This window comes from Pseudomonas eucalypticola (assembly GCF_013374995.1).
Taxonomy (GTDB): Bacteria; Pseudomonadota; Gammaproteobacteria; order Pseudomonadales; family Pseudomonadaceae; genus Aquipseudomonas; species Aquipseudomonas eucalypticola.
Map to the genome: position 1 here is coordinate 1,654,083 of NZ_CP056030.1, position 24,145 is coordinate 1,678,227.

At 65.3% G+C, this 24,145-nt stretch carries 18 protein-coding genes; 15 read left to right on the forward strand and 3 right to left on the reverse strand.

From position 1 onward, the window contains the following. Positions 1–1,110, reverse strand: a complete 1,110-nt coding sequence (locus HWQ56_RS07715; RefSeq protein WP_176570134.1) for a carbon-nitrogen hydrolase family protein — start codon at positions 1,108–1,110, stop codon at positions 1–3. Between the two features lie 374 nt (positions 1,111–1,484). Between HWQ56_RS07715 and sbnA the strand changes: the two genes are divergently transcribed. From sbnA to HWQ56_RS07755, 9 genes are all read left to right on the forward strand, one after another. Continuing rightward, on the forward strand, positions 1,485–2,459 hold the full coding sequence (gene sbnA, locus HWQ56_RS29025; RefSeq protein ID WP_245217823.1) for a 2,3-diaminopropionate biosynthesis protein SbnA: 975 nt from the start codon (positions 1,485–1,487) through the stop codon (positions 2,457–2,459). Positions 2,460–2,466: 7 nt separating this feature from the next. After that, the gene (sbnB, locus tag HWQ56_RS29030) at positions 2,467–3,498 is read left to right on the forward strand and encodes a 2,3-diaminopropionate biosynthesis protein SbnB (RefSeq protein WP_158153680.1); all 1,032 of its coding nucleotides are present in this window, start codon (positions 2,467–2,469) and stop codon (positions 3,496–3,498) included. Further along, positions 3,492–5,282: an FAD/NAD(P)-binding protein gene (locus HWQ56_RS07725; protein WP_158153679.1), complete on the forward strand. Its 1,791-nt coding sequence runs from the start codon at positions 3,492–3,494 to the stop codon at positions 5,280–5,282. Before sbnB ends, HWQ56_RS07725 begins: the two co-directional genes overlap by 7 nt. Beyond that, entirely contained in the window at positions 5,279–5,893 is a 615-nt protein-coding gene (locus HWQ56_RS07730) for a glutathione S-transferase family protein (RefSeq protein WP_158153678.1), read from the forward strand. The genes HWQ56_RS07725 and HWQ56_RS07730 overlap by 4 nt, the downstream gene beginning before the upstream one ends. 16 nt (positions 5,894–5,909) lie before the next feature. Beyond that, positions 5,910–7,346, forward strand: coding sequence for an L-lactate permease (locus HWQ56_RS07735; protein WP_176570135.1), 1,437 nt, complete (start codon positions 5,910–5,912; stop codon positions 7,344–7,346). Between the two features lie 18 nt (positions 7,347–7,364). Then, positions 7,365–8,828 carry an aminotransferase-like domain-containing protein gene (locus HWQ56_RS07740; protein ID WP_176570136.1) on the forward strand — a complete coding sequence of 488 codons (1,464 nt, stop codon included), beginning with the start codon at positions 7,365–7,367 and terminating at the stop codon, positions 8,826–8,828. 130 nt (positions 8,829–8,958) lie between these two features. Then, entirely contained in the window at positions 8,959–10,995 is a 2,037-nt protein-coding gene (locus HWQ56_RS07745) for an NADPH-dependent 2,4-dienoyl-CoA reductase (protein WP_176570137.1), read from the forward strand. Positions 10,996–11,076: 81 nt separating this feature from the next. Next, positions 11,077–14,718, forward strand: coding sequence for a dermonecrotic toxin domain-containing protein (locus tag HWQ56_RS07750; RefSeq protein ID WP_176570138.1), 3,642 nt, complete (start codon positions 11,077–11,079; stop codon positions 14,716–14,718). Positions 14,719–14,799: 81 nt separating this feature from the next. After that, positions 14,800–15,651, forward strand: coding sequence for a 1-aminocyclopropane-1-carboxylate deaminase/D-cysteine desulfhydrase (locus HWQ56_RS07755; RefSeq protein WP_176570139.1), 852 nt, complete (start codon positions 14,800–14,802; stop codon positions 15,649–15,651). Positions 15,652–15,659: 8 nt separating this feature from the next. On the opposite strand, the gene HWQ56_RS07760 is transcribed toward HWQ56_RS07755, so the two are convergent. Beyond that, positions 15,660–16,208 (reverse strand): cytochrome b, encoded by a 549-nt coding sequence (locus tag HWQ56_RS07760; protein ID WP_158153672.1) that lies wholly within the window; start codon positions 16,206–16,208, stop codon positions 15,660–15,662. A 36-nt stretch (positions 16,209–16,244) separates the two neighbouring features. Then, positions 16,245–17,198 (reverse strand): DUF1853 family protein, encoded by a 954-nt coding sequence (locus tag HWQ56_RS07765; RefSeq protein WP_176570140.1) that lies wholly within the window; start codon positions 17,196–17,198, stop codon positions 16,245–16,247. 196 nt (positions 17,199–17,394) lie between these two features. Between HWQ56_RS07765 and HWQ56_RS07770 the strand changes: the two genes are divergently transcribed. From HWQ56_RS07770 to pepN, 6 genes are read left to right on the forward strand one after another with little or no spacing between them, the layout of a single operon-like run. Further along, the gene (locus HWQ56_RS07770) at positions 17,395–18,285 is read left to right on the forward strand and encodes an NAD(+) kinase (RefSeq protein ID WP_158153670.1); all 891 of its coding nucleotides are present in this window, start codon (positions 17,395–17,397) and stop codon (positions 18,283–18,285) included. Beyond that, on the forward strand, positions 18,285–19,256 hold the full coding sequence (locus HWQ56_RS07775; protein ID WP_158153669.1) for a metallophosphoesterase: 972 nt from the start codon (positions 18,285–18,287) through the stop codon (positions 19,254–19,256). The genes HWQ56_RS07770 and HWQ56_RS07775 overlap by 1 nt, the downstream gene beginning before the upstream one ends. Then, positions 19,253–20,122, forward strand: a complete 870-nt coding sequence (locus tag HWQ56_RS07780) for a rhomboid family intramembrane serine protease (RefSeq protein ID WP_158153668.1) — start codon at positions 19,253–19,255, stop codon at positions 20,120–20,122. The genes HWQ56_RS07775 and HWQ56_RS07780 overlap by 4 nt, the downstream gene beginning before the upstream one ends. Positions 20,123–20,136: 14 nt before the next feature. Then, positions 20,137–20,397: a YeaC family protein gene (locus tag HWQ56_RS07785; RefSeq protein WP_158153667.1), complete on the forward strand. Its 261-nt coding sequence runs from the start codon at positions 20,137–20,139 to the stop codon at positions 20,395–20,397. After that, positions 20,394–21,224, forward strand: a complete 831-nt coding sequence (locus HWQ56_RS07790) for a DUF2797 domain-containing protein (protein ID WP_158153666.1) — start codon at positions 20,394–20,396, stop codon at positions 21,222–21,224. Before HWQ56_RS07785 ends, HWQ56_RS07790 begins: the two co-directional genes overlap by 4 nt. A 12-nt stretch (positions 21,225–21,236) precedes the next feature. Beyond that, the gene (pepN, locus tag HWQ56_RS07795) at positions 21,237–23,894 is read left to right on the forward strand and encodes an aminopeptidase N (protein ID WP_158153665.1); all 2,658 of its coding nucleotides are present in this window, start codon (positions 21,237–21,239) and stop codon (positions 23,892–23,894) included. The last annotated feature ends 251 nt before the right edge of the window (positions 23,895–24,145 follow it).

Consider the following 24,145-nt stretch of genomic DNA (forward strand, 5'->3'; position numbering starts at 1 on the left):
TCACAACCACAGGTTGATCAGCCGCGCGCCGCGGCTGTCATCGCTGGGGTGGGTCTGGCCGTCGTGGCTGGCGAAGCTTTGGCCACCACTGAACTGGTCCCAGAACTGCCCGCGCAGGAACACGCTGACGCTGGCGCGCCGCGCCGGGCTGAGCCGGTGCCAGGCTTCGCCTTCGCTGACTTCCCCAGGTTTGACGCCCAGGGGGCCGCCGTCGTGACGGTCAGGGTTGCCGCGCCAGGGCGCCTGCCACACGTCCTTGCCATTGAGGGCCGCCGGTACGGCGATCAACTCGCAGCCCTGGGCGTCGAGCTGGGCGTAATTGGCCGGGTACCAGCTGTCGCTACCGATCAGCACGCCCAGCCGCCCCGCCGGGGTGTCCAGCACTTGCAGCGGCGAGTCCGGGCTGGCCTGTACATAGCGGCGCTGCACGAAGTCGGGGTACAGCTGGCGCTGCGGCTGCCCCAGCGGCTTGCCATCGGCGCCGAACACCAGGCTGACGTTGTACAGCCCTCCCTGGCCGGCCACCAGGGTGCCGTCGCGCAGATGCGGGTCGGGCAGGATGATGGAACCGGCCACCAGAGTCACACCGAACTCCTTGGCCAACCCGCCGAACACTTGCTGATAGTCACTGGCCATGCTGCTCGCCTTCATGCGCAGGCGGGTGTCCTGGGCGCGGTCGTCGCTGCTGGCGCCCAGCCAGGCGCGGGCGAACAGCAGCGGGTTGCTGTAGCCCAGCCACTGATGCGCCTCGGCCAGGCGGGGTGCCTGGTACAGCTCGTCCTTCTCGCCGCGGGCCCACAGCAACGTGCCGATGTGCTCGGGCAGCACCACCACGGTACGGGCGTTGAGCATGCCCAGGTCCCGGGCCTGGGTGAGGTAGGCCGCCAGCTTGCGGTGCAGGCGTTCCAGGCTCTGATAGTCGGTGGCGAACAGCTCCGGCTGCACCCCCAGCAGGTTACCGCGCCCGCTGCGCACGCCTTCGTCCACGGCCACCTGGATGCGCAGGTCGGACAGGTAATGGCCGGCGGGGCGGTCCTGGGTCCATACGCCGTAGGCGGCCACGGCCACGAGCAGGACCAGGGATGACAGGGTTAGCAGCAAACGGGCCATGGGGTGGCGTGGGGCTCCTCGGGGGTGTGGCACAAGGGTACGGGAAAACCAAGGCTGGACGGTTTTTTTGCCAGGCAGCACAGCCTTCGTGTGCAAACGCGATGTTAACGGGCTGTGACCCAGGGTGTATTGGAAAAAACGAAAAATCTGTATCTCTCGGTTGATGGCAAAAAGCCTGAGTATCGCCCCGTAGCCGATGTTGGCCAACCGGCCAGCCTTGGGCTATCGGCACCCAGCTGTTTTTCCCTGTGGGGGTACTGGCCGTTTCAGGCCACCTGGCGGTGTGATCGATCACGCTATTTCCAGGGGCTGCTGACATGACTCGGGACCGTGCCGATGGGGCACTTCAATCAGAATGTACAAAAAGGATTTGTATGATTCGGCAGCTCGTTAATGAAAACAGTTATGTGCAGATTGAGCAGTTATGCAGTGCCAAGATTCAATTGAAGCTGGAGGGGTTGAACCCGGCCGGCTCGATCAAGTTGAAAACGGCCCATGCGATCGTGAGCGATCTTGAAAGTCGCGGCCTTATTCATGCCCGGACCCGCCTGATCGAATCATCATCAGGCAACCTCGGTGTCGCCCTGGCGATGGTCTGTGCGGCCAAGGGCTACAAGTTCATCTGTGTGACTGATCCCAATACGTCGGCCCCCAACAGGAAGCTGATCCAGGCATTGGGCGCCGAGTTGATCATGGTCGACCAGCGCGATGAAAACGGTGGTTTTCTGAACTCGCGCATTCGCTTGATTCAGCAATTGGTTGCCCAGCACGCCGATTATATCTGGCTCAATCAATACCAGAACCCGCAGAATCCATTGGCGCATTACAACGCAACGGCCAGGGCTATTGCCCAGCGTTTTGCCCATGTGGACTATCTGTTCGTCGGTGCCGGCACAACAGGCACGCTGATGGGGTGCAAGAACTACTTCGCCGACCATTCCCCCCGTACCAAGGTGATCGCCGTCGATACCCTGGGTTCGGTGACCTTCGGCCTGCCCGGGGGGCCGCGGCATATTCCGGGGCTGGGCACCAGCCGACGTCCGGAAATCTTCGAGCCTTCGGGCATTCACGCATCCCTGTCCATCCCCGAAGCTCACACCGTCCAGGTGTGCCGTTGGTTAGCCAGCCGCTATGGCCTGTTGTTCGGTGGCTCCACAGGCACCGTGCTCGCCGGCGTTCAGGCCTATGCCGAGCACATCCGGCCAGACGACGTGGTCGTGGCCATTTCCCCGGACATGGGTGAACGCTACCTGGACACCCTCTACTCCGACGACTGGGTGGCCGAACGCTTGGGCGACGCTGCGCTGCAACCCCTGTTCCAACCCCTTCCACTGTCTCTTTCGGCGTAACCCAGTCATGACTGCAACCGCATCGATCCGCCCTTTCCATGTGATTCCCGGCGGCACCATCAAGACCATCCTCGCCGGTTTGCGCCAGGCGTCCATCGACATCGTGGCCCAGACCTACCTGACCCACGAGCGGGGCGAAACCGTCAATCCCGATAGCTATTTCCTGCGCTTTCCCGACGAGCCCGCCAATCGCATCATCGCCCTGCCGGCGGCCATCGTCGACCGCGAAGGCGAGCAATCGGTGTCGGGCATCAAGTGGATTGCCAGCTATCCCGACAACATCCACTCGGGCATTCCCCGCGCGTCTGCGGTGCTGGTGCTGAACGACCCGCACACCGGATACCCCTATGCCTTGCTCGAAGGCGCGCTGATCAGTGCCGTGCGTACCGCAGCCTCCGCTGTGCTCGGCGCCTGGTGGCTCAACGGCCAGCGCCGGCACGCCACGCGCCTGGCGATCGTGGGCGGCGGGGTGATCGCGCGCAATATCCTCGAGATGTTCATGGCCGACGATTGGTCTTTCCAGCAGGTCGGCGTCCATGACCTGAGTCCGCAATCGGCTCAGGCGCTGGCCACTTTTGGGGAACAACTGGGCCTGCCGTCGGTAGAACTGCAGTCGCTGGAACAGGCAATGAGCGCCGACATCGTGGTCTTCGCCACCAGCGCGGGCACCCCCTATGTCACGGCCCGCGATACGTTCCAGCCGGGCCAGGTGGTGTTGAACATTTCGCTGCGTGACATTGGCGAAGAGATCGTGGCCCAGAGCTACAACTACTTCGACGATGTAAGCCACTGCCTGAAAGCCAATACATCTGCGCACCTGGCGGAACAAAAATACGGGCATCGTGATTTTGTCACCGGCACCATCGGCGAGGTGATTCGCGGTGACCAGCAGGTTGCCCGGGACAAGCCGTTGATTTACTCGCCCTTCGGCATGGGCATCCTCGATCTGGCGCTGGGCCGAAAGGTTCACGACATGGCCGTGGAAGAGGGCACGGCCGTCCTCATCCCGTCCTTTTTCGGGGAGGAGCGCAGATGGTGATCGCGCCCCTGCACATTGGCCTGGTGGGCTGCGGCTCGCGCGGCCTGTCGATTCTGGAACGACTGCTGAGCATCAGCGCCGAGCGCCCAGGGCATCCGGTCAAGGTGGATATTTTCGATCCCCATGTCTTCGGCAGCGGCGTGCATTGGCCGGACCAGCCGGACTACCTGCTGCTCAACACGGTTGCTGGACAATTGGGGGTATATCCCGATACAGCAGCCTTGGGCGGCTTGCCCGAGGCCCGGGAACGATCGGGCCCCGACTTCCTGACCTGGTGCCGCCAGCAGGACGTTCGCGTTGACCCCGCCACCGGTGCGGTAGCCGAAACAGGGCGGGCGGTCGAGGCTCACGACTTCCTGCCGCGGCGGTTGCTGGGGGCTTATCTGGCCGACGCCTTCCAGGCGCTGCTGGCCACGGTGCCCCGCTGGGTAACGGTCCACCTGCACCAGGAGCAGGTGGTTGGGGTGGCTGCCGGCGACGAAGGCGGCTATGCCCTGACGACCGCCTCCGGCGCTTCGGTACGGGTCGAACACCTGGTCCTGACCGTCGGCCACACCGGCCGAGTGCGCCGACCCGAGGCGGGCCGTGTCAGTGACGTCTACCCGCTGCCGGGCACCCTGGACGCCGTGCAGCCTGGCGAAGCAGTGGTGGTCGAAGGCCTGGGGCTTGGTGCCATGGACACGCTGGCGGCATTGACGGCCGGCCGGGGCGGGCGCTATCAGCGCATGGCCGATGGCAGCCACAGCTACCAGCCGTCAGGCCGCGAGCCGATCATCTACATCCAGTCACGGGACGGCCTGCCGTTCCGCGGACGTCCGGATGGCCTGACCCAGGCCGCCCGGCACCCGGCCATTTTCCTGACCAGCGCAAGGATCCAGGCCCTGCGCGACAACACCCCGGGCCGCCGGTTGGACTTCGATGCTCAGGTTTTGCCGTTGATGCTGCTGGAGATGCGTGCCGCTGCGGTTGCTGTGCTGCACGCCCGGTCCGATGCAGCGCGGCATTTGGAGATTCTTGAGCAGCTACGGCTGGCCGCCCTGCAAGGGCAGCCTGACACCGCTGCCGCCGAAGCCCTGCTGCGCCACTTCGAGGCAGCGGCAGGTGCCACGGATGTGCAGGCGCTGATTCGTCATGCATTGCCAGCAGGCGTTAGCGCTCGGAACTACCACGCCTGGATGTACCAGACCATCGAGGCTGACCTGCAGGAAGCCCGGGCGGGACGTTCGGCGTCGGCGGTCAAGGCGGCCATCGAGGTATGGCGTGACTTGCGCGATCGGCTGCGCGAGGCGGTGGACTTCGAGGGGCTCACCGAAGGTTCACACGGTGAGTTCTATGGACGTTGGCACAAAGCAATCAACCGCCTGGTGGCCGGGCCGCAGAAAGAACGACATGCCGATCTCCTTGCCCTGAGCGACGCTGGACTGCTTACGTTTCTGGCGCCGGGCGCCAGCCCTGCGGCCACGTCCGTGCAGCGTATCGCCGCCTATGTGCCGGGCAGCGGCATCAGCGACAGCGATAACGCCGCGGTGCGTGACCTTGCGCGCCTGGGGTTGGTACGGCCGCGTAGCGCCCAGGCGGCGATCGACGGTATCGACGTCGACGCGGCCTGCCACCCCAGGTCAACCCAGGGCACGCCGGTCAGCGATATCTGGGTGCTCGGGCCACTGGTAGAGGGTTCGTGCTACTACAACCACTACGTCACTTCGGCAGGCGCCGCGTCCCGCCTGTTCATGGACGCTCACAAGGCCGCCAAGGCCATACTTCAGGTAGGTACCCACCCATGAAACTCTATTACCAGACGCACTCGCCCTATGCCCGCAAAGTGTTGGTGCTGGCCCATGAGCTGGGGCTCGCGGCCAGCCTTGAGGTCATTCACCACGAAACCAGCCCCACTACCCGGAACGAAACCATCTACCGGGCCAACCCGTTGGGCAAGGTGCCGGTGCTGATGTTGCCCGATGGCAGTGCACTGTTCGACTCCATCGTGATCTGCGAGTACCTGGATACCTTGCACCCAGGCCCGGGCCTGATCCCGGCCCAAGGGGCCGAGCGCTTCCAGGCGCTACGCCTGCAGGCATTGGCCCAGGGCCTGTGCGACGTTGGCATCAAGCTGCGCTGGGAAGTGGAGCGGCGCCCGGCGCACTTGCGCTATCCAGCCTATGCCGAAGGGCAAGCGTACAAGATCAACGAAGCCTTCCACTATCTGGAGGCGCATCTGGACGTTGAGGGCCCCGTGACCATCGGGCACGTCGCCCTGGCCACCGCGCTGGACTGGCTGGTATTTCGCGAGCTGGCGGATTTTTCCGCGCACCCCCGCCTGAGCACCTGGTACCAGCGCTTCTGCGAACGCCCCTCGATGCGCGCTACCGAATACAGCGGGCAGACCCACGACTAAGGAAGGAACGCAGCACATGGATTCGCTTCTGTTGCAAATGTCGCCCATCGGGCTGGTGATCGCCCTGATCCTGGTGGTCCGTCGCCCGCCAGTGCAAGCGGCGTTGGCCGGGGTCGCCGGGGTATTCCTGCTATGGGGGCTGGGCGCCGCGGCACCGTTGTCCGGTGCCGTTACCGCGGCCATCCTGCAGGACACCACGATTCTGTTTCTCAGCACCGCCTGCGTGATCGTACCGGGGCTGGCTTTCGTCATTCTGGTGGAGCGCGGCGGCGCGCCCCAGGCGATTGGTGCCTGGGTCAAGGAACTGGGCTGGGCGCCGCCCGCGCAAATTACCTTCATCGTGCTGGGGCTGGCGCCGCTGTTGGAGGCCATGACCGGTTTCGGCGTGTCGCTGATCGCCACCGTGCCCTTGTTGATGAGCCTGTTCTCGCGACAGGCTGGCATGAAAATCGCGTTGGCGGGCATGGTGGTCATGCCGTGGGGCACGCTGGGGCTGGCGACGGTGATCGGTGCGCAACTGGCTCACTTGCCGGCGCAGACCCTGGGCACCCACTCGGCACTGATCAGCGCCCCGGTGTTTCTGTGCCTGGCCGGCGTCGCCATGTGGCAGGCAGGCATTCGCCGCGTGATGCCATGGCTGGGCCTGGTGCTGGTGTCGGCGTTGTTCAGCAGCGTGCTGTTTGCCATCAACCGTTGGGTTGGGCCTGAGGTTTCCGGGGTGCTTGCCGGGCTTGCCGTGGCCTGTGTGGGCTTGGGCATCTCGTTGCTGCAGCGCGGGACGCTGGTGCGCTGGCCCCGGGCTGCGTGGCCGTACCTGGCGTTGCTGGGGGTGATCGTCGCCTCGCGTGGCGTGTTCGTGTTGTCCGGCTGGGATGGCCTGTGGGTGATCCGGGGGGAGCATGTTTCCTGGAAGCCCCTGGCGTCGCCGGGCCTGGCGTTATTGATGGTCACGATGCTGATGTCCGTACGTCAGGCCGCGGCCGGTGGCTTCCCGTGGCGCACACTGTACAACCGTGCCAGGTTCTCGGTGGCGACCATCTTCCTGTTCCTGCTGCTGTCCCAGGTGATGGTCAACGCCGGTTTTCTGGTCGAAGCGCAGCGTACCCTGCAATCGCTGTCCGGCATCTCCCTGGCGCCCGTGGTGGCGCTATTGGCGGGGCTGGCTGGCTACGTCACCGGTTCCAACGTGGGCGGCAACACCCTGGTCATGCCGTCCATCGCGGCGCTGGGTGCCGGGTACGGGCCTTGGCTGGCGGCCATGGTCAACAGCGCCGCGGGGCATGGCGCGCTGGGCTCCTTGTCGATCCTGTCGCTGATCACAGGCCTGGCCGGCGCGAATCGGGAAGAAGAGCACGGCCTGATCAGGTTTGCCTTCGCACTGGTGCTGCTCAACATGCTCATTGTGGCTGCAACGGGCATTGTTTTGCTTTACCTTGCGGGAGGCGTTTCCTGATTTGACAAAAGAGCACTCATGGACAGGTTTGAAAAAACGGACAAGCGCTGGCGGATCGTCAAGGACTGGGTCATCCGCCAGATCGACAGTGGTGAATGGGCCCCCGACTCCAGGCTGCCTTCGATCCGGGCGCTGGCCCGGTTATTCGAGACCAGCATCACCACGGTTCAACGGGCCCTCACTGATCTTGAAGCCAATGCCTACGTGCTGACGGTGCCCCGGGTCGGCTATTTCGTCTCGGCGTCGGGGCGCACAGGGACCCTTGCCCGGCCCGACCTGGCCGGGGTGACCGTCAACGTCAATCATGCCGTGGTCGCCATGCTGTCCCAGGCGGCCAGTGGCACCTCGGTGTCCCTGAGTTCCGCCGTGCTGCACAGCGAACTGACGCCCCATGTGTTGCTCAACAAATGCCTCGGGGTGGTGGCCGGCAAGGCTGACCCTGCCCAGGCCGGGCTGGTGGCGCCGCCTGGCCTGGCTGCCCTGCGGCGTCGCATTGCCGGCTTGATGCTGACACGCAGCGTGGTCTGCGGCCCGGACGATATTCTGGTGACCTCGGGTGACACGGTGGCCCTGGAACTCGCGCTGGAAGCGGTGGCGGGCCGGGGCGCCACCGTGGCCATCGAAACGCCCACCTACTACGGCATTCTGCAGACCATCGAGCGCCTGGGCATGCGCGCCTTGCCCCTGCGCACCGATGGCGAGCACGGCCTGGACCTCGACCACCTGGCGCAGGCACTGCAACAGCGAACGGTCGACGTGATATTTCTCAACCCCACGCTGCAGAACCCGCGCGGCTTCATCATGCCCGACGCCAGCCGCGCCCGGCTGGTGAGCCTGGCCCGCGACGCCGATGTGCCGATCATCGAAGACGACATCTTTTTCGACCTGGCTCCCGAGCAGGCGCGCCCGCGCGCGATCAAAAGCTACGACACCACCGGGCAGACGATCTATTGTTCGTCGTTTTCGAAAACCGTCGCTCCCGGGTACCGGGTGGGCTGGTGCGTGGCCGGCAGGTACCGCGATGCGATTCTGGCGCAGATGTTCTCCCGCAACCTGGCCGTCGCCAGCCTGACCCAGAACGTGCTCAATGAATTCATCGGGCGTGGTTATCTGGACGACCATTGCGCGCGGTTGCGCGCGCAACTGGCAACCCTGACCGCCTTCGTCGAATCCTTCGTGCGCCTGCAGATGCCCGCCGGTTGCGTCTACCGGCCGCCGCGCGGGGGCTTCATCCACTGGATTGAACTGCCACCCCATACCGACATGGCCAGGTTTCGCCGCCTGGCACTTGAACGTGGCTGCCCCATGGCCAGCAGCGACATCTTCTTTGCCAGCGAGCACGCCAGCACCGGCCTGCGCCTGTGCCTGGGCAGGCCATTGTCGGCACCGGTGCACGCCAGCTTCGCGATATTGGCCGAGTGCGCCCACGAAGCGGCGGCGCAGGCCGGTAGCCAATCCCGTGCTGTGCAATTGGATCAATAACTTGTCACTTTCGGTCATTGAGACCGGTACACCTTGGCCGTAGATTCAACGACAGATAAACGACGGGGCCCAGTGCAGATCCGCTGAGGCCGCCGCATTCCGTGATTTGCCTGTTGATGGAGTGACACCCATGGCCGCCGCTCAATACCCGCACCTGCTCGCCCCGCTGGATCTGGGCTTCACCACCTTGCGCAACCGCAGCCTGATGGGCTCGATGCACACCGGCCTTGAAGAGAAGCCTGGCGGCTTCGAGCGCATGGCGGCCTACTTCGCCGAGCGCGCCCGGGGCGGTGTGGGCCTGATGGTGACCGGCGGCATCGCGCCCAACGAGGAGGGCGGGGTGTATGCCGGGGCGGCCAAGCTGAGCACCGTCGAAGAGGCTGACCAGCATCGGGTGGTGACCCAGGCCGTGCACCAGGCGGGCGGCAAGATCTGCCTGCAGATCCTGCATGCGGGCCGCTATGCCTACAGCCCCAAGCAAGTGGCGCCCAGCGCCTTGAAAGCGCCCATCAACCCGTTCACCCCCCATGAGCTGGACGAGGCCGGTATCGAGAAGCAGATCGCCGACTTCGTCAATTGCGCGCAGCTGGCCCAGCAGGCCGGTTACGACGGCGTCGAGATCATGGGTTCCGAAGGCTATTTCATCAATCAGTTCCTGGCCGCGCACACCAACCACCGCACCGACCGCTGGGGCGGCAGCTACGACAACCGCATGCGCCTGGCGGTGAACATCGTCAGCCGCGTGCGCGAGGCGGTGGGCTCGCGGTTCATCATCATCTTCCGCCTGTCGATGCTCGACCTGGTGGAAGGGGGCAGCGACTGGGACGAGATCGTCACCCTGGCCAAGGCCATCGAAGCCGCCGGTGCCACGCTGATCAACACCGGTATCGGCTGGCATGAAGCGCGCATTCCCACCATTGCCACCAAAGTACCGCGCGCGGCGTTCAGCAAGGTCACCGCCAAGTTGCGCGGCGCGGTGCAGATCCCGCTCATTACCACCAACCGCATCAATACGCCCGAGGTGGCCGAGCAGATTCTCGCCGAGGGCGACGCCGACATGGTGTCCATGGCCCGGCCGTTTCTGGCCGACCCGGATTTCGTCAACAAGGCCGCCGCCGGCCGTGGCGACGAAATCAACACCTGCATTGGCTGCAACCAGGCCTGCCTGGACCATACCTTCGGCGGCAAGCTCACCAGTTGCCTGGTCAACCCGCGCGCCTGCCACGAGACCGAACTCAACTACCTGCCCACCCTGCAAGTGAAGAAAATAGCCGTGGTCGGCGCCGGCCCGGCGGGCCTGGCGGCGGCAACGGTGGCGGCCGAGCGCGGGCATCAGGTGGTGCTGTTCGATTCCGCCAGCGAGATCGGTGGGCAATTCAACGTCGCCAAGCGCGTGCCGGGCAAGGAAGAGTTCTACGAGACCCTGCGCTATTTCAACTGCAAGTTGCAGACCACCGGCGTGGAAGTGTGCCTGCAGCGTCGTGTCGACGTGGCGCAACTGGTGGAAGGCCGCTTCGATGAAATCATCCTCGCCACGGGCATCGCGCCACGCTCGCCGGCCATTCCCGGCATCGACCACCCCAAGGTGCTGAGTTATCTGGACGTCTTGTTGCAGCGTCGACCGGTGGGCCCGTCGGTAGCGGTCATCGGTGCCGGTGGCATCGGCTTCGATGTCAGTGAATTTCTGGTGCACGAAGGCGTGGCCACCAGCCAGGACCGCGCTGCGTTCTGGAAGGAATGGGGCATCGACACGGCGCTGCAGGCCCGTGGTGGGGTCGCCGGCATCAAGGCCCAGCCTCACGCACCGGCGCGCCAGGTCTACCTGTTGCAGCGCAAGGCCAGCAAGGTCGGTGACGGCCTGGGCAAGACCACCGGGTGGATTCACCGCACGGGGCTGAAGAACAAGGGCGTGCAGATGCTCAACAGCGTCGAGTACCTGGGGATCGACGACGCTGGCTTGCACGTGCGGTTGGGTGAAGGCGAGCCCCAGGTGCTGGCGGTGGACAACGTGGTGATCTGCGCCGGGCAGGACCCGTTGCGTGAATTGCACGACGGCCTGGTCGCCGCGGGCCAGTCGGTGCACCTGATCGGCGGCGCCGATGTAGCCGCCGAGCTCGATGCCAAGCGTGCGATCAGCCAGGGTTCGCGCCTGGCAGCGCAGTTGTGAGGCCAGGCACCAGCGTTATGTAGCACCGCTGGGGCAGGGCGGCTGGGCAGGCTGTGGTTTTCACTCCTGGAGTAAACCACCATGCAGCCTTTGACGCCCGACCCCACGCCGCGCCGCGCGCCTTTGCCAGAGGGCCTGCCCGACCTGGGGCAGTTGCCCCGCCTCGACCCGGCCGACCCTACGGCCTTCATCAGCGCCACCCTGGCTTATTGGCAACTGCCGATAGACCGGCATCACACTACGCGCCAGCTGCAGCAGGAAGTGCGGCTGCGTGATCATTTCATCGAGCAGGCCAGGCTACAGTGGCTGTTCGGCGGTTTGCCCGAAGAGCTTTACCACCTGGCGCGTGAATGCGCCCGTTACCCCCGTTGGCAAGACCGCGCCAGTGGCCGCGAGGTCTATGGTTTGCATCTGGTCGACGGCAATGGGAAACGTAGCGCGCCCATCCCCGGGCTGTTCATCATCACAGAGCGGCCGGCGGGGGTGGACTACGGCAGCCAGGGCGCGGTGGCACGCACATCGGCCACGGGGCCGGCGCTGGTCTATTGCACCGGCACCTTCGGTTCGTTTCAGGGGTTCGATCACTTGCAGCATGCCATGGACAGCCTGGCTCGCAGGTTTCATGACGACCCCCTGCAGCGCTGCCTTTTGCTGGCGCGCCTGTCGGTTCCGGACCAGGCCCAATGGCTGGCGGCGCTGGCTGTCGGGCTACCCGCCATGGTCGCGGTCCCGCTGCGCGATAATGTATTCACCGCCGTGGTCAGCCAACAGGTCGCGGCCTGGAAAAGCAACGAAGAGCAGGGTCAAGGCAACGGCTGGCAGGCCATGGTCGGCCTGGATGTGTCCTTGAGCCGCACGGCCCAGGCATGGCGCGGTTACTCGCACTTTCGCGAGTCGATTCGCGCCCAGTGGCCGGCGGGGCTGTTGGCCGACGAGAAAGGCCTGGACAGGCTGTTGGCGTTGCAATGGCAACGCCAACGCCAGGCCGATGAGTACTTCGGCGACTTGCCGAATTTCCATGACTACGCCCGCCAGCGTATCACCGCCGAGCTGCCCGGGGTGGACCCTACCGCCGTCGGTTTCATGATTCATGCGGTGGCCTATGCCCCCGACCCACCCGGGCATGAACTAGCCCCCGGGAACTTGCCGCAACCCAGCGCCCACGAGGTCAGCAGTGACTACGTATCGCTTCTGGAATACATCGCCTTGCGTGTGGACCGCGGCGGCCTTGAGCACCGCCGTATCGAGCCAGTCGGCGTGCGCCCGGGGCAGCTCAACTTGCTCCAGGTGGACCGGCTGGCTCAGCGCCTGGAACTGCAGGAGGACTATGAGGCGCTGCTCGACGCCCGCCTGTCGCGACCGGCGAATCCTGCGGCGCGCCAGGCCTACGACCAGGCGCGGGCCGCTGCCGAGGGGCTGATCGACGGCCAACTGCGGCTGGATGCGCGGGTCGCCAGGGCCTCGGGGCATCTGGACGAGCCTGCCTACCAGTCGGTACTTCACGTGCTCGACCATCCCCGCGCCGGTGAGCGGCCACGGCTGCAAGGCCGCTCCATGCAGGTGCATGGGGTGTTGTTGGCGGGTAACAGCCTGCGCGATGTGTTTGTCTTCAGGGCCGAGGGTGAGCTGTCGCTGGTGCTCTACCGCCCTGGCTACCCCGGCGGCGCGGCGTTCCTGCGCTGCGCTTCGGTGCGCGACCTGTTCCAGCGGCTCAGGGCTGACCTGGCGGGTATGCAGTCGCCGATCGCCAGCGCCCCCGCACGCTATTGGCTAGGCCGCTTCGGCGCCCATCAGCAGGGGGCGGCCCGGCGCGCGCTGGAAGCCTTGGCCGGTGGCCGGGGTGGCAGTGAGGTCCAGCTGCGACGGCTGGACGGGCCACTGCCGGCCCATGCCTTCGACTACCGCCGTCGTTTCCTGCGCAGTGACGCCGATGCCCAGGCCGTGTCCGATGGTGAAGCCGCCGTGGACAAGGCATTGAGCGTGACCCTGGCGCTGTTTCGCATCGCCAGCCTGGTGCTGCCGGGCCGGCTGATGACCGTGCTGGACGTGGCTGAACTGGGCTTTCTGGCCTTCAAGGGCTATGAGGCCTACCAGGAAGACCAGAAACAACTGGCCGCCGAATACGTGCTGGAAGCCCTGGGCAGCGCCGCCGGGCTGCACAACGCCAAGCGCCCGTGGAGCGCTCGCCGGGGTGCCCGTGCGCCACTGGTACGCCTTGATCTGCCGCCCCGCGCCGTGACCGGCGAGGCCCCACGGCTCACGCCCCTGGTCGGCAGCCTGCCTGGGTTGCCACCGTTCCGGTTCACCCAGGGCCCGCGCCAAGGCCTGTACGTATTCGATGGGGCGCTGCAAGTGCGCTTCGACGACGGCCATTACCATCGGGCCTACGAGGTACGCGACCCCTTGGGAGGCCCGTCCACTTTCCGCCTCGGCAGCGGCGAAGAGGGCCTGGTGGGGTCTCACTATTCCAACCCCGACCCGCTGTTGTGGCACGACGGGGCGGGGCGCTGGCGCCTGGTGCCCAGGCCAGGGCTCAAGGGCGGCATGGACGTGGCCGACGAGGCGCTGGCCGAGGCGCGCTACATACTGGCCGGGGTAGAGCTGGACCACCAGGCGTATCGCGACACCGGCGAAGTCAGCTACAGCCTGCACATGGCGGGTGGGCGCTTGTCAGTCAAGTATGACCTGGACAGCCACCAGTGGTACTGCGCCGACAACGGCTATTACTACCGGCTGGACCGCAAGACCGGGCAGTTCGTCGCCAGCCGCGAGGGTACCCTGATGGCCGACGCTACCGAGCAGCAGATGGCACGCCGCGCCCTGGGCTGCCCGGAGCGGCCAGCCTTCACGCCTTTCGAAAAGTTGCAGGGTAGCGAGACGGTTCCCGCTCATGTCCACCAGATCTGGATTGGCGAAGCCCAGGCGCTGGTGGATACCCACCAGGCCGCACTGGTGAACAACAGCTTGCAACTGCGCGGTGGGCAGACCTCGCTCACGGTGCATTTCCTGGCCCAGGGGGACGATGTCGGTGCTGTGCAGCAACTGCAACTGCTCAGGCAGCGCTTCAAAGGTGTGGTGTTTGAAAAACTGGAGGAAGACCCCTTTTTCCAGGCGTTCCTCGCCAGCCCTCACGCCGAGCCCTTCAACTTTTTCCTTCAGCCTGCCAGCCGCAACCGATCGGCGGCCGGCGACACGCTGCGCTATCGCCTGATGTTCACCAAGGGCGGCACCTACCTGGACATGGATGACAAGCTGCTGCAACCGCTGCCGACCTTGCGCCTGCGCCCGGGCGACGTGATGACCGGCGGCGCGCTGAATCATGCGCTGCTGGGGCTGGATGCCATGCCAGGCAACAGCCATTTCTCGACACTGGCGAACAACCCGTTGCTCGACGCCATTTCCCAGGAATTGCTGCGGCGGTTCACCACTGCCCGCGACCAACTGGCGACACGGCCGTTCGACCTGGCCCCAGGCATGCACGATTACATGACCCGTGTTTCCAAGACCACCGGCCCTGGCCTGTTCAATGATGTGGTGCGCCTGGCCAACCCGCGGCACGCTCAATACTGGGCGCTGCGCAAATACATGTTCGAGCTGTACGAGCGCGGGGTGCTCTGCGAGGACGATGTGCGCCAGACCGTGTTGTCGTTGCAGGCGTGGCTGGCGCCGCTCGAAGGCGTGGTTCAGGCGGGCAGCACACACAGCTGGTTCTGGGGACGCTGAGCGGGGTGATAGACTGCGGGCCGTTTTCTGTCCCAGGGGGCCATCACCGTGTTTTTTCCAGTTCCTCCCCTGCAACCCCTGATGCTGGACTGGCTGCAGGCTGCCCAGGTGCAGGTGGCGGTGCTGCGCCTGGACCTGATCGACCCGCTGGTCAGCGGTAACAAATGGTACAAGCTCACCGAGCACCTGCAATCGATGCGCGCCAGGGGGGCCGCCGGGGTCATGAGCCTGGGCGGCGCCCATTCCAACCACTTGCACGCCCTGGCCGCCGTCGGCCAGCGGCTGGGTTTGCAGACGGTGGGCTTGCTGCGCGGGCACCCCCAGGTCACGCCCACGGTGCACGACCTCGAGGCGTTTGGCATGACCCTGCACTGGCTGGGCTACGGCGGTTACCGGCAACGCCACGAGCCCGGCTTCTGGGCGCCGTGGCAAGCGCGCTACCCGCACCTGCTGGCGGTACCGGAAGGGGGCGGTGGGGAACCAGGCGCGCGCGGCTGTCGGGTGCTGCTCGACCAGGTGCGCGGGCAATTATCAACCGTGGGGTGGGACGGCTTCGATGCCTGGTGGCTGGCCGTGGGCACCGGTACCACCCTGGCCGGGCTGGTGCAGGCGGGTGGGCCGCCGGTGTACGGGGCCATGGCGGTGCCGGCTGGGCATGGCGCGGAGCAGAACATCGCGGCCTTGGTGGCTGGCGCGGCGGGCCACGCATTGATCGAGGCCTGCCGCGGTGGGTTTGCCAAGGTCGACGATGAGCTGCGCTGTTTCATGGCGGCCACCGAGGCCCAAAGCGCCCTACCGCTGGAGCCGCTGTACACCGGCAAGGCGCTGCTGGCGCTGCGGCAAAACCTGCACCGCTTCACGCCCGGCACGCGGTTGGTGTTCGTGCATACCGGCGGCTTGCAAGGGCGCCGCGCCATGCCGGGCTTTGGGTAGCCGCAGGCTCAGTGTCTGCCCGGCAGCATCCGCACCAGCGTGTTGTCGCGCACCACGTAGTGATGAAAGAGCCCGGCCAGCGCATGCAGGCCAATCAACCAATAGCCCCACACGCCAATTTGTTCGTGCCAGTGCTTGATCTGCTTGGCGGCGTCATCATTCGGCCCTATCAAGTGCGGCAATTCCAGCCCCCAGAAAGGTACGGGCTTGTCCGCCGCGCTCAGGGTCAACCAGCCCAGCAGCGGCATGGCCACCATCAGGGCGTACAGCAACGCGTGCATCAGGTGCGCCAGGCCGGTCTGCCAGGCCGGTGGCCTGGGCACGATCCGCGGTGCGGCGCCGACGATTTTCGCTGCCAGGCGTATCCACACCAGCACGAACACGGTCAGGCCCGTCATGAAGTGCAATTGCACGATCAATACCCGGGCGTCGCTGCCCTTGGCAAAGTTGCCCCGCAGTTCAATGCAGGCGTAGACGATGGCCAGCAGGATCAGCATCAGCCAGTGCAGCGCAATGGACAGGCTGCCGTAGCGGGCCTCGGTGTTCTTCCAGGTCATGGGCGTTCCTCACGGTCGGTGTCGATTTTTTTATGGTCAAGCAGTGCCGGGCACATTGGGCCACAGGTCCGAGACCAGAAACAGCCGTTCGGCCTCATCCCAGTGGCCGGCGTGGGTTTCGACCAGGCGCACCAGCAACTGTGCCGGGGCCAGTGGGGCCAGGGCCTGCAGCCACGCGTGCAACTGCTCCGGCAGCCAAGTGTCGGTACCGGCATAGCGGGCCGGCGCCAGCCAGGCATGGCGCGGCAATACTTGCCAGCGCCCTGGTGGGCTTTCGGCGTGGAAGGCCGTCCAGTCACACTGGTGCAGCCAGCGCCCGCGCAAGTGGTCGGGGTGGGCGCCGGCCGGCGAGGGCGCAGGAGCGGGCCAGGGGTACAGCAGGTAGCCCCCCAGCCATAACTGCGCACTGAAGGCATGAATGCCCAACTGCGCCAGGGCTTCGCGGCTTTCTTCGCGGGCGGAAATGGGCAGTTGGTGGTGGGCCAGATGCGCCAGTTTGCGGTCCAGCCGGTCATGGCTGCCGGGCCCCAGCCACAGGCTTGCATCCGTGCCGTCCCCGCCCTGCGGGCCCAGGTACAGCTTGATGGCCAGCTCCAGGTGATGGGCGCCCTCGTCGTCGCGCAGCAGGATATCCAATTCCCCGAGGGTATGGCCTTCACGGCGAATGGGCAGGTTGGCCGCCACCAGCTCGATCCCCGGTGCCTGGCTCAAGGCAAACTGCCACAGCCGCTCGTAATAGAGGCCCAGTCGCCGGGTAGCGGCGCCACGCGCCAGCCAGTCCAGCAGCGGCCGGTGGTCATCGTCCAGGGCCCGCAGCCATTGTTCCAGGCGCCACGGCTGCGCCACCCATTGGCTGGCGGTCAGGGGGTGGCGCTGGGGCCACGGGGTTTCGGCGAGCATCGGCGGGGCCAGAATCACCCAGGCAAGGTCGCGCACCTGGGGCTGGCGCAGGTCGCGGGGCAGGTCGGCCAGGGTCGGGAACAGGTTCATGCAGCGAGCATAGCCGGTTGCCGGTGCCCTTGGGCACGAACGCGGCGTTTCGAGGCCGGGCAACGGTTCAGCGTGCGAAGCGGGCCGCGATCACAAAGGTTTTTGTCCTGCCCGTTGCTTTCGCCCATAATCGACCCCACGTTTCCCAAGGTGCCGCCCCGTGGCCGCACCCGTGCCAGACCCCCGCAGGAGCCCCATGGAGCAATTTCGCAATATCGGTATCATCGGCCGCCTCGGCAGTTCCCAGGTGCTCGATACCATTCGCCGCCTGAAAAGATTCCTGCTCGACCGGCACCTGCACGTCATCCTCGAAGACACCATCGCCGAGGTGCTGCCGGGCCACGGCCTGCAGACATCCACCCGCAAGATGCTGGGCGAGGTATGCGACATGGTCATCGTCGTCGGTGGCGACGGCAGCCTGCTGGGCGCTGCCCGCGCCCTGGCTCGGCACAATGTGCCGGTGCTGGGCATCAACCGCGGCAGCCTGGGCTTTCTGACCGATATCCGCCCCGATGAGCTGGAAGTGAAGGTCGCCGAGGTGCTCGACGGCCACTACCTGGTGGAGAACCGTTTCCTGCTTCAGGCCGAAGTGCGTCGCCATGGCGAGACCATCGGCCAGGGCGACGCCCTCAACGACGTGGTGCTGCACCCGGGCAAGTCCACGCGCATGATCGAGTTCGAGATCTACATCGACGGCCAGTTCGTGTGCAGCCAGAAGGCCGACGGCCTGATCGTCGCCACGCCTACCGGCTCCACCGCCTACGCGCTGTCGGCAGGCGGGCCGATCATGCACCCCAAGCTCGACGCCATCGTCATCGTGCCCATGTACCCGCATACCCTGTCGGGCCGGCCTATCGTGGTGGACGGCAACAGCGAGCTGAAAATCGTCGTGTCCAAGGACATGACCATCTACCCGCAGGTGTCCTGTGACGGCCAGAACCACTTCACCTGCGCCCCCGGCGACACGGTCACGGTCAGCAAGAAGGCCCAGAAGCTGCGCCTGATCCACCCGCTGGACCATAATTACTACGAAGTCTGCCGCACCAAACTGGGCTGGGGCAGCCGGCTGGGGGGCAGTGGAGACTGATGCTCGATCCCGCACGCAGCTACGATCTTATCGGTGACGTGCACGGTTGCGCTCATACCCTTGAGCACTTGCTCGACACCCTCGGCTACCGCAAACAGAGCGGTGTGTGGCGCCATGCCCAGCGCCAGGCACTGTTCCTGGGCGATATCATCGACCGCGGCCCGCGCATTCGCGAGGCCTTGCACATCGTCCACGACATGGTCGACGCCGGCCAGGCGCATTGCATCATGGGCAACCATGAGTTCAATGCCCTGGGCTGGTGTACCGCCGCGCCGCCGGGCAGCGGCAAGCAGTTCGTGCGCGAGCACACGGCGCGCCACGCTCGCCTGATCGGCGATACCCTGGCCCAGTTCGAACAGCACCCCCAGGACTGGAAAGACTTCGTGCAGTGGTTCTATGACCTGCCCTTGTTCATCGACGCCGGGCGCTTCCGCCTGGTGCATGCCTGCTGGGACACCAGCATGATCCAACTGCTGCGTGGCCAATACCCCGACGGCTGCATCGACGAGCATTTCCTGCAGGCCGCGGCCGTGCCCGGCAGCTTTGCCTGCAACGTGTTCGACCGCCTGTTGCGCGGAACCGACATGCGCCTGCCTGATGGCCTGACCCTGACCGGCGGTGACGGCCTGACCCGCGCCTTTTTCCGCACCAAATTCTGGGAGGACGACCCCCAGACCTACGGTGACATCGTCTTCCAGCCCGACGCCCTGCCGGAAGAGGTGGCCAGCACGCCGCTGTCCAGCAGCCAGAAAAACAACCTGCTGCGCTACGGCGTCGACGAACCGCTGCTGTTCGTCGGCCATTACTGGCGCAGCGGCCGGCCATCGGCCATCCGCCCCAACCTGGCGTGCCTGGACTACAGCGCCGTGCTCTACGGCAAGCTGGTGGCCTACCGCCTGGACCAGGAAAGCGTGATCGACCCGCACAAGTTCGTGTGGGTGGATGTCGAGCGCGTGCAGGTGCAGCCATGAAGCCGGTCAGCGTGATGCGCCTGCCCCTGGCCACCGACCTGAGCGGCTTCGTCAAGTTGCTGGTGCGCCTGCAAGTGCCGCACCGGGTCAGCGAGGAAAGCGGCCAGCAGGTGCTCTGGGCCATGGACGAAGCGATGGCCGCCGATATCCTTGACCTGTACCAGCGCTTTCCCGACGGCAACGCCGACATCGACCTGGGCCATTATCAACCGCGGCCTGGCCTGAGCCGTCCAACCCTGGCCCAGCAGGTGCGCGCCTGCCCGGCCACTGCGCTGGTGCTGGTGATCTGTTTCATCGTCGCCGCGGTGACCTTGCTGGGCGACAACCTCGACGCCCTGCACTGGCTGACCTTTCAGGACTTCAGCTTCGACAGCGAGCGTCTGTACTTCCTGCCCCTGGGCGCCAGCCTCGACGCCGGTCAATGGTGGCGCCTGTTCACCCCCATGCTGTTGCACTTCGGGGTGCTGCACCTGGCCATGAACGCCCTGTGGTACTGGGAGCTGGGCAAACGGGTGGAAATTCTGCAAGGCCGCATCAACCTGGTGGGCCTGACCCTGCTCTTCGGCCTGCTCTCCAACACCGCGCAGTTCTGGTACAGCGGGCCCACGCTGTTCGGCGGCCTGTCGGGCGTGCTGTACGGCCTGCTGGGGCACGTGTTCGTGTACCAATGGCTGGCGCCCAACAACGTCTACCGCATGCCCCGGGGCGTAATGGTCATGATGCTGGTGTGGCTGCTGGCCTGCATGACCCCCTTGGTCAGCGTGTTCGGCCAGATCGCCAATGCCGCCCACGTCGGCGGGCTGTTGGTCGGTTGTGTGACAGGGCTCTTGGGTGGCGCCTTCGCGCGCCGTAAACTACGCGCATAAATTCTGGAGACGCCATGACTTCGTTCGCCCACATGATTGAAAACATCACCCCCGAGATCTACGAGAGCCTGAAACTGGCTGTGGAAATCGGCAAATGGTCCGACGGCCGCAAGCTCACCACCGAGCAGAAGGAATTGTCCCTGCAAGCGGTGATCGCCTGGGAAATGCAGAACCTGCCCGAGGACCAGCGCACCGGTTACATGGGCCCGCAGGAATGCGCCTCGAAGTCGGCGCCGGTACCCAACATTCTGTTCAAGTCGGATGCGGTCCATTGAACGAGATTGCCCGCGGTTCCATCAGCAAGATGACCACCCGGCTCGACGGCCCGGTGGTGCAGTACAGCTTTCGCCTCGGTGACGTGGAAGTGCCGGTCAACCCGTTGATCGGCAAGACCGTGCGCCTTGAATTCCTGGGCGCCATCCACTGCAGCCATTGCGGCCGCAAGACCAAGACCAGCTTCAGCCAGGGTTATTGCTACCCGTGCATGACCAAGCTGGCCCAGTGCGACGTGTGCATCATGAGCCCCGAGCGCTGCCATTACGACGCCGGCACCTGCCGCGAGCCGTCCTGGGGCGAGCAGTTCTGCATGACCGACCATGTGGTGTACCTGGCCAATTCCTCGGGCATCAAGGTGGGCATCACCCGCGCCACCCAACTGCCTACCCGCTGGCTCGACCAGGGCGCCAGCCAGGCGCTGCCGATCGTGCGCGTTGCCACCCGCCAGCAGTCCGGGCTGGTGGAAGACCTGTTCCGCTCGCAAGTGGCCGACCGTACCAACTGGCGCGCGTTGCTCAAGGGTGACGCAGCGCCGGTGGATCTTGGCGAAGTGCGCGACATGCTGTTCGACACCTGCGGCGCGGGTCTGTCCCTGCTGCAGGAACGCTTCGGCCTGCAGGCGATCCAACCCCTTCATGACACCCCGGTGCTGGAAATCCGCTACCCCGTGGAGGCCTACCCGGCCAAGATCGCCAGTTTCAACCTGGACAAGAACCCGGTGGCAGAAGGCACGCTGCTGGGCATCAAGGGCCAGTACCTGATCTTCGATACCGGCGTGATCAACATTCGCAAATACACGGCGTATCAACTCGCCGTGCATCAGTAGAGGGACGTCAGCATGCGCACCGAACAGCCAAAAATGATTTACCTCAAGGACTACCAGGCGCCTGAGTACCTGATCGACGAAACGCACCTGACCTTCGAGCTGCACGACGACCACACCCTGGTCCACGCCCAGCTGGTCATGCGCCGCAACCCGGCCCGCGGCGCCGGCCTGCCACCGCTGGTGCTCGATGGCCAGCAGCTGGAACTGCTGTCGGTGAGCCTGGGCGACGTGGAACTGGGCGCCAGCGACTACCAGGTCGACGACAGCTACCTGACCCTGCACCCCAAAGCCGAGGCCTTCACGGTCGATACCAGCGTGCGCATCCACCCGGAGACCAACACGGCGCTGGAAGGCCTGTACAAGTCCGGCAGCATGTTCTGCACCCAGTGCGAGGCCGAGGGCTTTCGCAAGATCACCTATTACCTCGACCGCCCGGACGTGATGAGCAAGTTCACCACCACGGTCAGTGCCGAGCAGCACAGCTACCCGGTGCTGCTGTCCAACGGCAACCCCATCGCCAGCGGCCCTGGCGAAGACGGCCGCCACTGGGCCACCTGGGAAGACCCGTTCATGAAGCCGGCGTACCTGTTCGCGCTGGTGGCCGGTGACCTGTGGTGCGTGGAAGACACGTTCACCACGATGTCCGCCCGGGAAGTGACCCTGCGCATCTACGTCGAGCCGGAAAACATCGACAAATGCCAGCACGCCATGACCAGCCTGAAGAAGTCCATGCGCTGGGACGAAGAGGTGTATGGCCGCGAGTACGACCTGGACATCTTCATGATCGTCGCGGTCAACGACTTCAACATGGGCGCCATGGAGAACAAGGGCCTCAACATCTTCAACTCCAGCGCGGTGCTGGCGCGCGCCGAAACCGCCACCGACGCCGCTCACCAGCGCGTCGAGGCCATCGTCGCCCACGAGTACTTCCATAACTGGTCGGGCAACCGCGTGACCTGCCGCGACTGGTTCCAGCTGTCGCTCAAGGAAGGCTTCACGGTGTACCGCGACGCGGGCTTCTCCTCGGACATGAACTCGGCCACGGTCAAGCGCATCCAGGACGTGGCCTACCTGCGCACCCACCAGTTCGCCGAAGACGCCGGCCCCATGGCCCACGCCGTGCGCCCGGACAGCTTCATCGAAATTTCCAACTTCTACACCCTGACGGTGTACGAGAAGGGCGCCGAAGTCGTGGGCATGATCCACACCCTGCTGGGCGCCGAGGGCTTCCGCAAAGGCAGCGACCTGTACTTCGAGCGCCATGACGGCCAGGCCGTGACCTGCGACGACTTCGTCAAGGCCATGGAGGACGCCAACGGGGTCGACCTGACCCAGTTCAAGCGCTGGTACAGCCAGGCCGGCACACCGCGCCTGCAAGTCACCGAAGCCTATGACGCCGCGGCGAAAACCTACAGCCTGCACTTCCACCAGACCTGCCCGGCCACCCCGGACAAGGTCGAGAAGCTGCCGTTCGTGATTCCAGTCGCCCTGGGCCTGATCGACGCCCACGGCAACGACCTGCCGCTGCGCCTGGCCGGTGAAACCGAAGCCGTGGGCACCACCCGTGTCATCTCGGTCACCGAAGAAGACCAGACCTTCGTTTTCGAGGGCATCGAGGCCAAACCGCTGCCCTCGCTGCTGCGCGGCTTCAGCGCGCCGGTGAAACTGAGCTTCGACTACGACCGCGACCAGCTGATGGTGCTGATGCAGCACGACAGTGACGGCTTCAACCGTTGGGACGCCGGCCAGCGCCTGGCCGTGCAGTGCCTGCAGGACCTGACCCAGCAGTACATGCAGAACAGCACCATGGTGCTCGACCCGCGGCTGATCACGGCCCTGGGCACGGTATTGGCCGACCACAGCCTGGACCAGGCCATGGTTGCCGAAATGCTCTCGTTGCCGAGCGAAGCCTACCTGGCCGAACTCAGCGACCGCGCCGAAGTGGACGCCATCCACGCCGCCCGCGAATTTGCCCGCGCACAGATAGCCGAGCACCTGTATGGCGCCCTGTGGCAGCGCTACCAGGCCAACCGGGCGATTTCCCGCGACACCGCCTACATCCCCGAGGCAGAGCACTTCGCCCGTCGTGCGCTGCAGAACATTGCCCTGTCGTACCTGATGCTCACGGCCAAGCCCGAGGTACTGGAAGCGACCCTGGAGCAATTCGACGCCTGTGACAACATGACCGAGCGCCTCACCGCCCTGGCCGTGCTGGTCAACTCGCGGTTCGACGCCGAGAAGGAAAAGGCCCTGGCGACGTTCGCCGAGCACTTCAAGGACAATCCGCTGGTCATGGACCAATGGTTCAGCGTCCAGGCCGGCAGCACGCTGCCAGGCGGCCTGGCGCGGGTCAAGGCGCTCATGCAGCACCCGGCCTTCACCCTGAAGAACCCCAACAAGGTGCGTGCCTTGATCGGCGCGTTCGCCCAGCAGAACCTGGTCAACTTCCACGCCGTGGACGGTTCGGGTTACCGCTTCCTGGCGGACCTGGTGATCGAGCTGAACGCCTTGAACCCGCAGATCGCTTCGCGCCAACTGTCGCCGCTGACCCGCTGGCGCAAGTATGACCCGCATCGCCAGGCGCTGATGCGTGGCGAGCTGGAGCGGATCCTGGCTTCGGGGGCTTTGTCGAGTGATGTGTATGAGGTGGTGAGCAAGAGTCTGGCTTGAGTTTTTAGTTGTTCATGAGATCGAGCGCCGCCCGCGCGGCGCTCGATCTTGAGAACACCTGAAGTCCCACGTCTGGCTTTTGTATGCACTACACGGCTCAAGGTTCACATTCAATCACCTCATTCTGTAAGAATAATTACCCGCCGCTGTAAGTCTATTCAGAAGTACACACTTTCCCCCAAAAAAACCTTTCTATCCCCGCCAACCCTTGGCACTCTTGCTCCCTGTTCCATATCTGCCACTCATAAAAA

What these genes read in the sequence shown, in the direction of transcription:
- HWQ56_RS07715 (WP_176570134.1), bottom strand. Translation starts at nt 1,110, where the DNA reads ATGGCCCGTTTGCTGCTAACCCTGTCATCCCTGGTCCTGCTCGTGGCC.
- sbnA (WP_245217823.1), top strand. Translation starts at nt 1,485, where the DNA reads ATGATTCGGCAGCTCGTTAATGAAAACAGTTATGTGCAGATTGAGCAG.
- sbnB (WP_158153680.1), top strand. Translation starts at nt 2,467, where the DNA reads ATGACTGCAACCGCATCGATCCGCCCTTTCCATGTGATTCCCGGCGGC.
- HWQ56_RS07725 (WP_158153679.1), top strand. Translation starts at nt 3,492, where the DNA reads ATGGTGATCGCGCCCCTGCACATTGGCCTGGTGGGCTGCGGCTCGCGC.
- HWQ56_RS07730 (WP_158153678.1), top strand. Translation starts at nt 5,279, where the DNA reads ATGAAACTCTATTACCAGACGCACTCGCCCTATGCCCGCAAAGTGTTG.
- HWQ56_RS07735 (WP_176570135.1), top strand. Translation starts at nt 5,910, where the DNA reads ATGGATTCGCTTCTGTTGCAAATGTCGCCCATCGGGCTGGTGATCGCC.
- HWQ56_RS07740 (WP_176570136.1), top strand. Translation starts at nt 7,365, where the DNA reads ATGGACAGGTTTGAAAAAACGGACAAGCGCTGGCGGATCGTCAAGGAC.
- HWQ56_RS07745 (WP_176570137.1), top strand. Translation starts at nt 8,959, where the DNA reads ATGGCCGCCGCTCAATACCCGCACCTGCTCGCCCCGCTGGATCTGGGC.
- HWQ56_RS07750 (WP_176570138.1), top strand. Translation starts at nt 11,077, where the DNA reads ATGCAGCCTTTGACGCCCGACCCCACGCCGCGCCGCGCGCCTTTGCCA.
- HWQ56_RS07755 (WP_176570139.1), top strand. Translation starts at nt 14,800, where the DNA reads ATGCTGGACTGGCTGCAGGCTGCCCAGGTGCAGGTGGCGGTGCTGCGC.
- HWQ56_RS07760 (WP_158153672.1), bottom strand. Translation starts at nt 16,208, where the DNA reads ATGACCTGGAAGAACACCGAGGCCCGCTACGGCAGCCTGTCCATTGCG.
- HWQ56_RS07765 (WP_176570140.1), bottom strand. Translation starts at nt 17,198, where the DNA reads ATGAACCTGTTCCCGACCCTGGCCGACCTGCCCCGCGACCTGCGCCAG.
- HWQ56_RS07770 (WP_158153670.1), top strand. Translation starts at nt 17,395, where the DNA reads ATGGAGCAATTTCGCAATATCGGTATCATCGGCCGCCTCGGCAGTTCC.
- HWQ56_RS07775 (WP_158153669.1), top strand. Translation starts at nt 18,285, where the DNA reads ATGCTCGATCCCGCACGCAGCTACGATCTTATCGGTGACGTGCACGGT.
- HWQ56_RS07780 (WP_158153668.1), top strand. Translation starts at nt 19,253, where the DNA reads ATGAAGCCGGTCAGCGTGATGCGCCTGCCCCTGGCCACCGACCTGAGC.
- HWQ56_RS07785 (WP_158153667.1), top strand. Translation starts at nt 20,137, where the DNA reads ATGACTTCGTTCGCCCACATGATTGAAAACATCACCCCCGAGATCTAC.
- pepN (WP_158153665.1), top strand. Translation starts at nt 21,237, where the DNA reads ATGCGCACCGAACAGCCAAAAATGATTTACCTCAAGGACTACCAGGCG.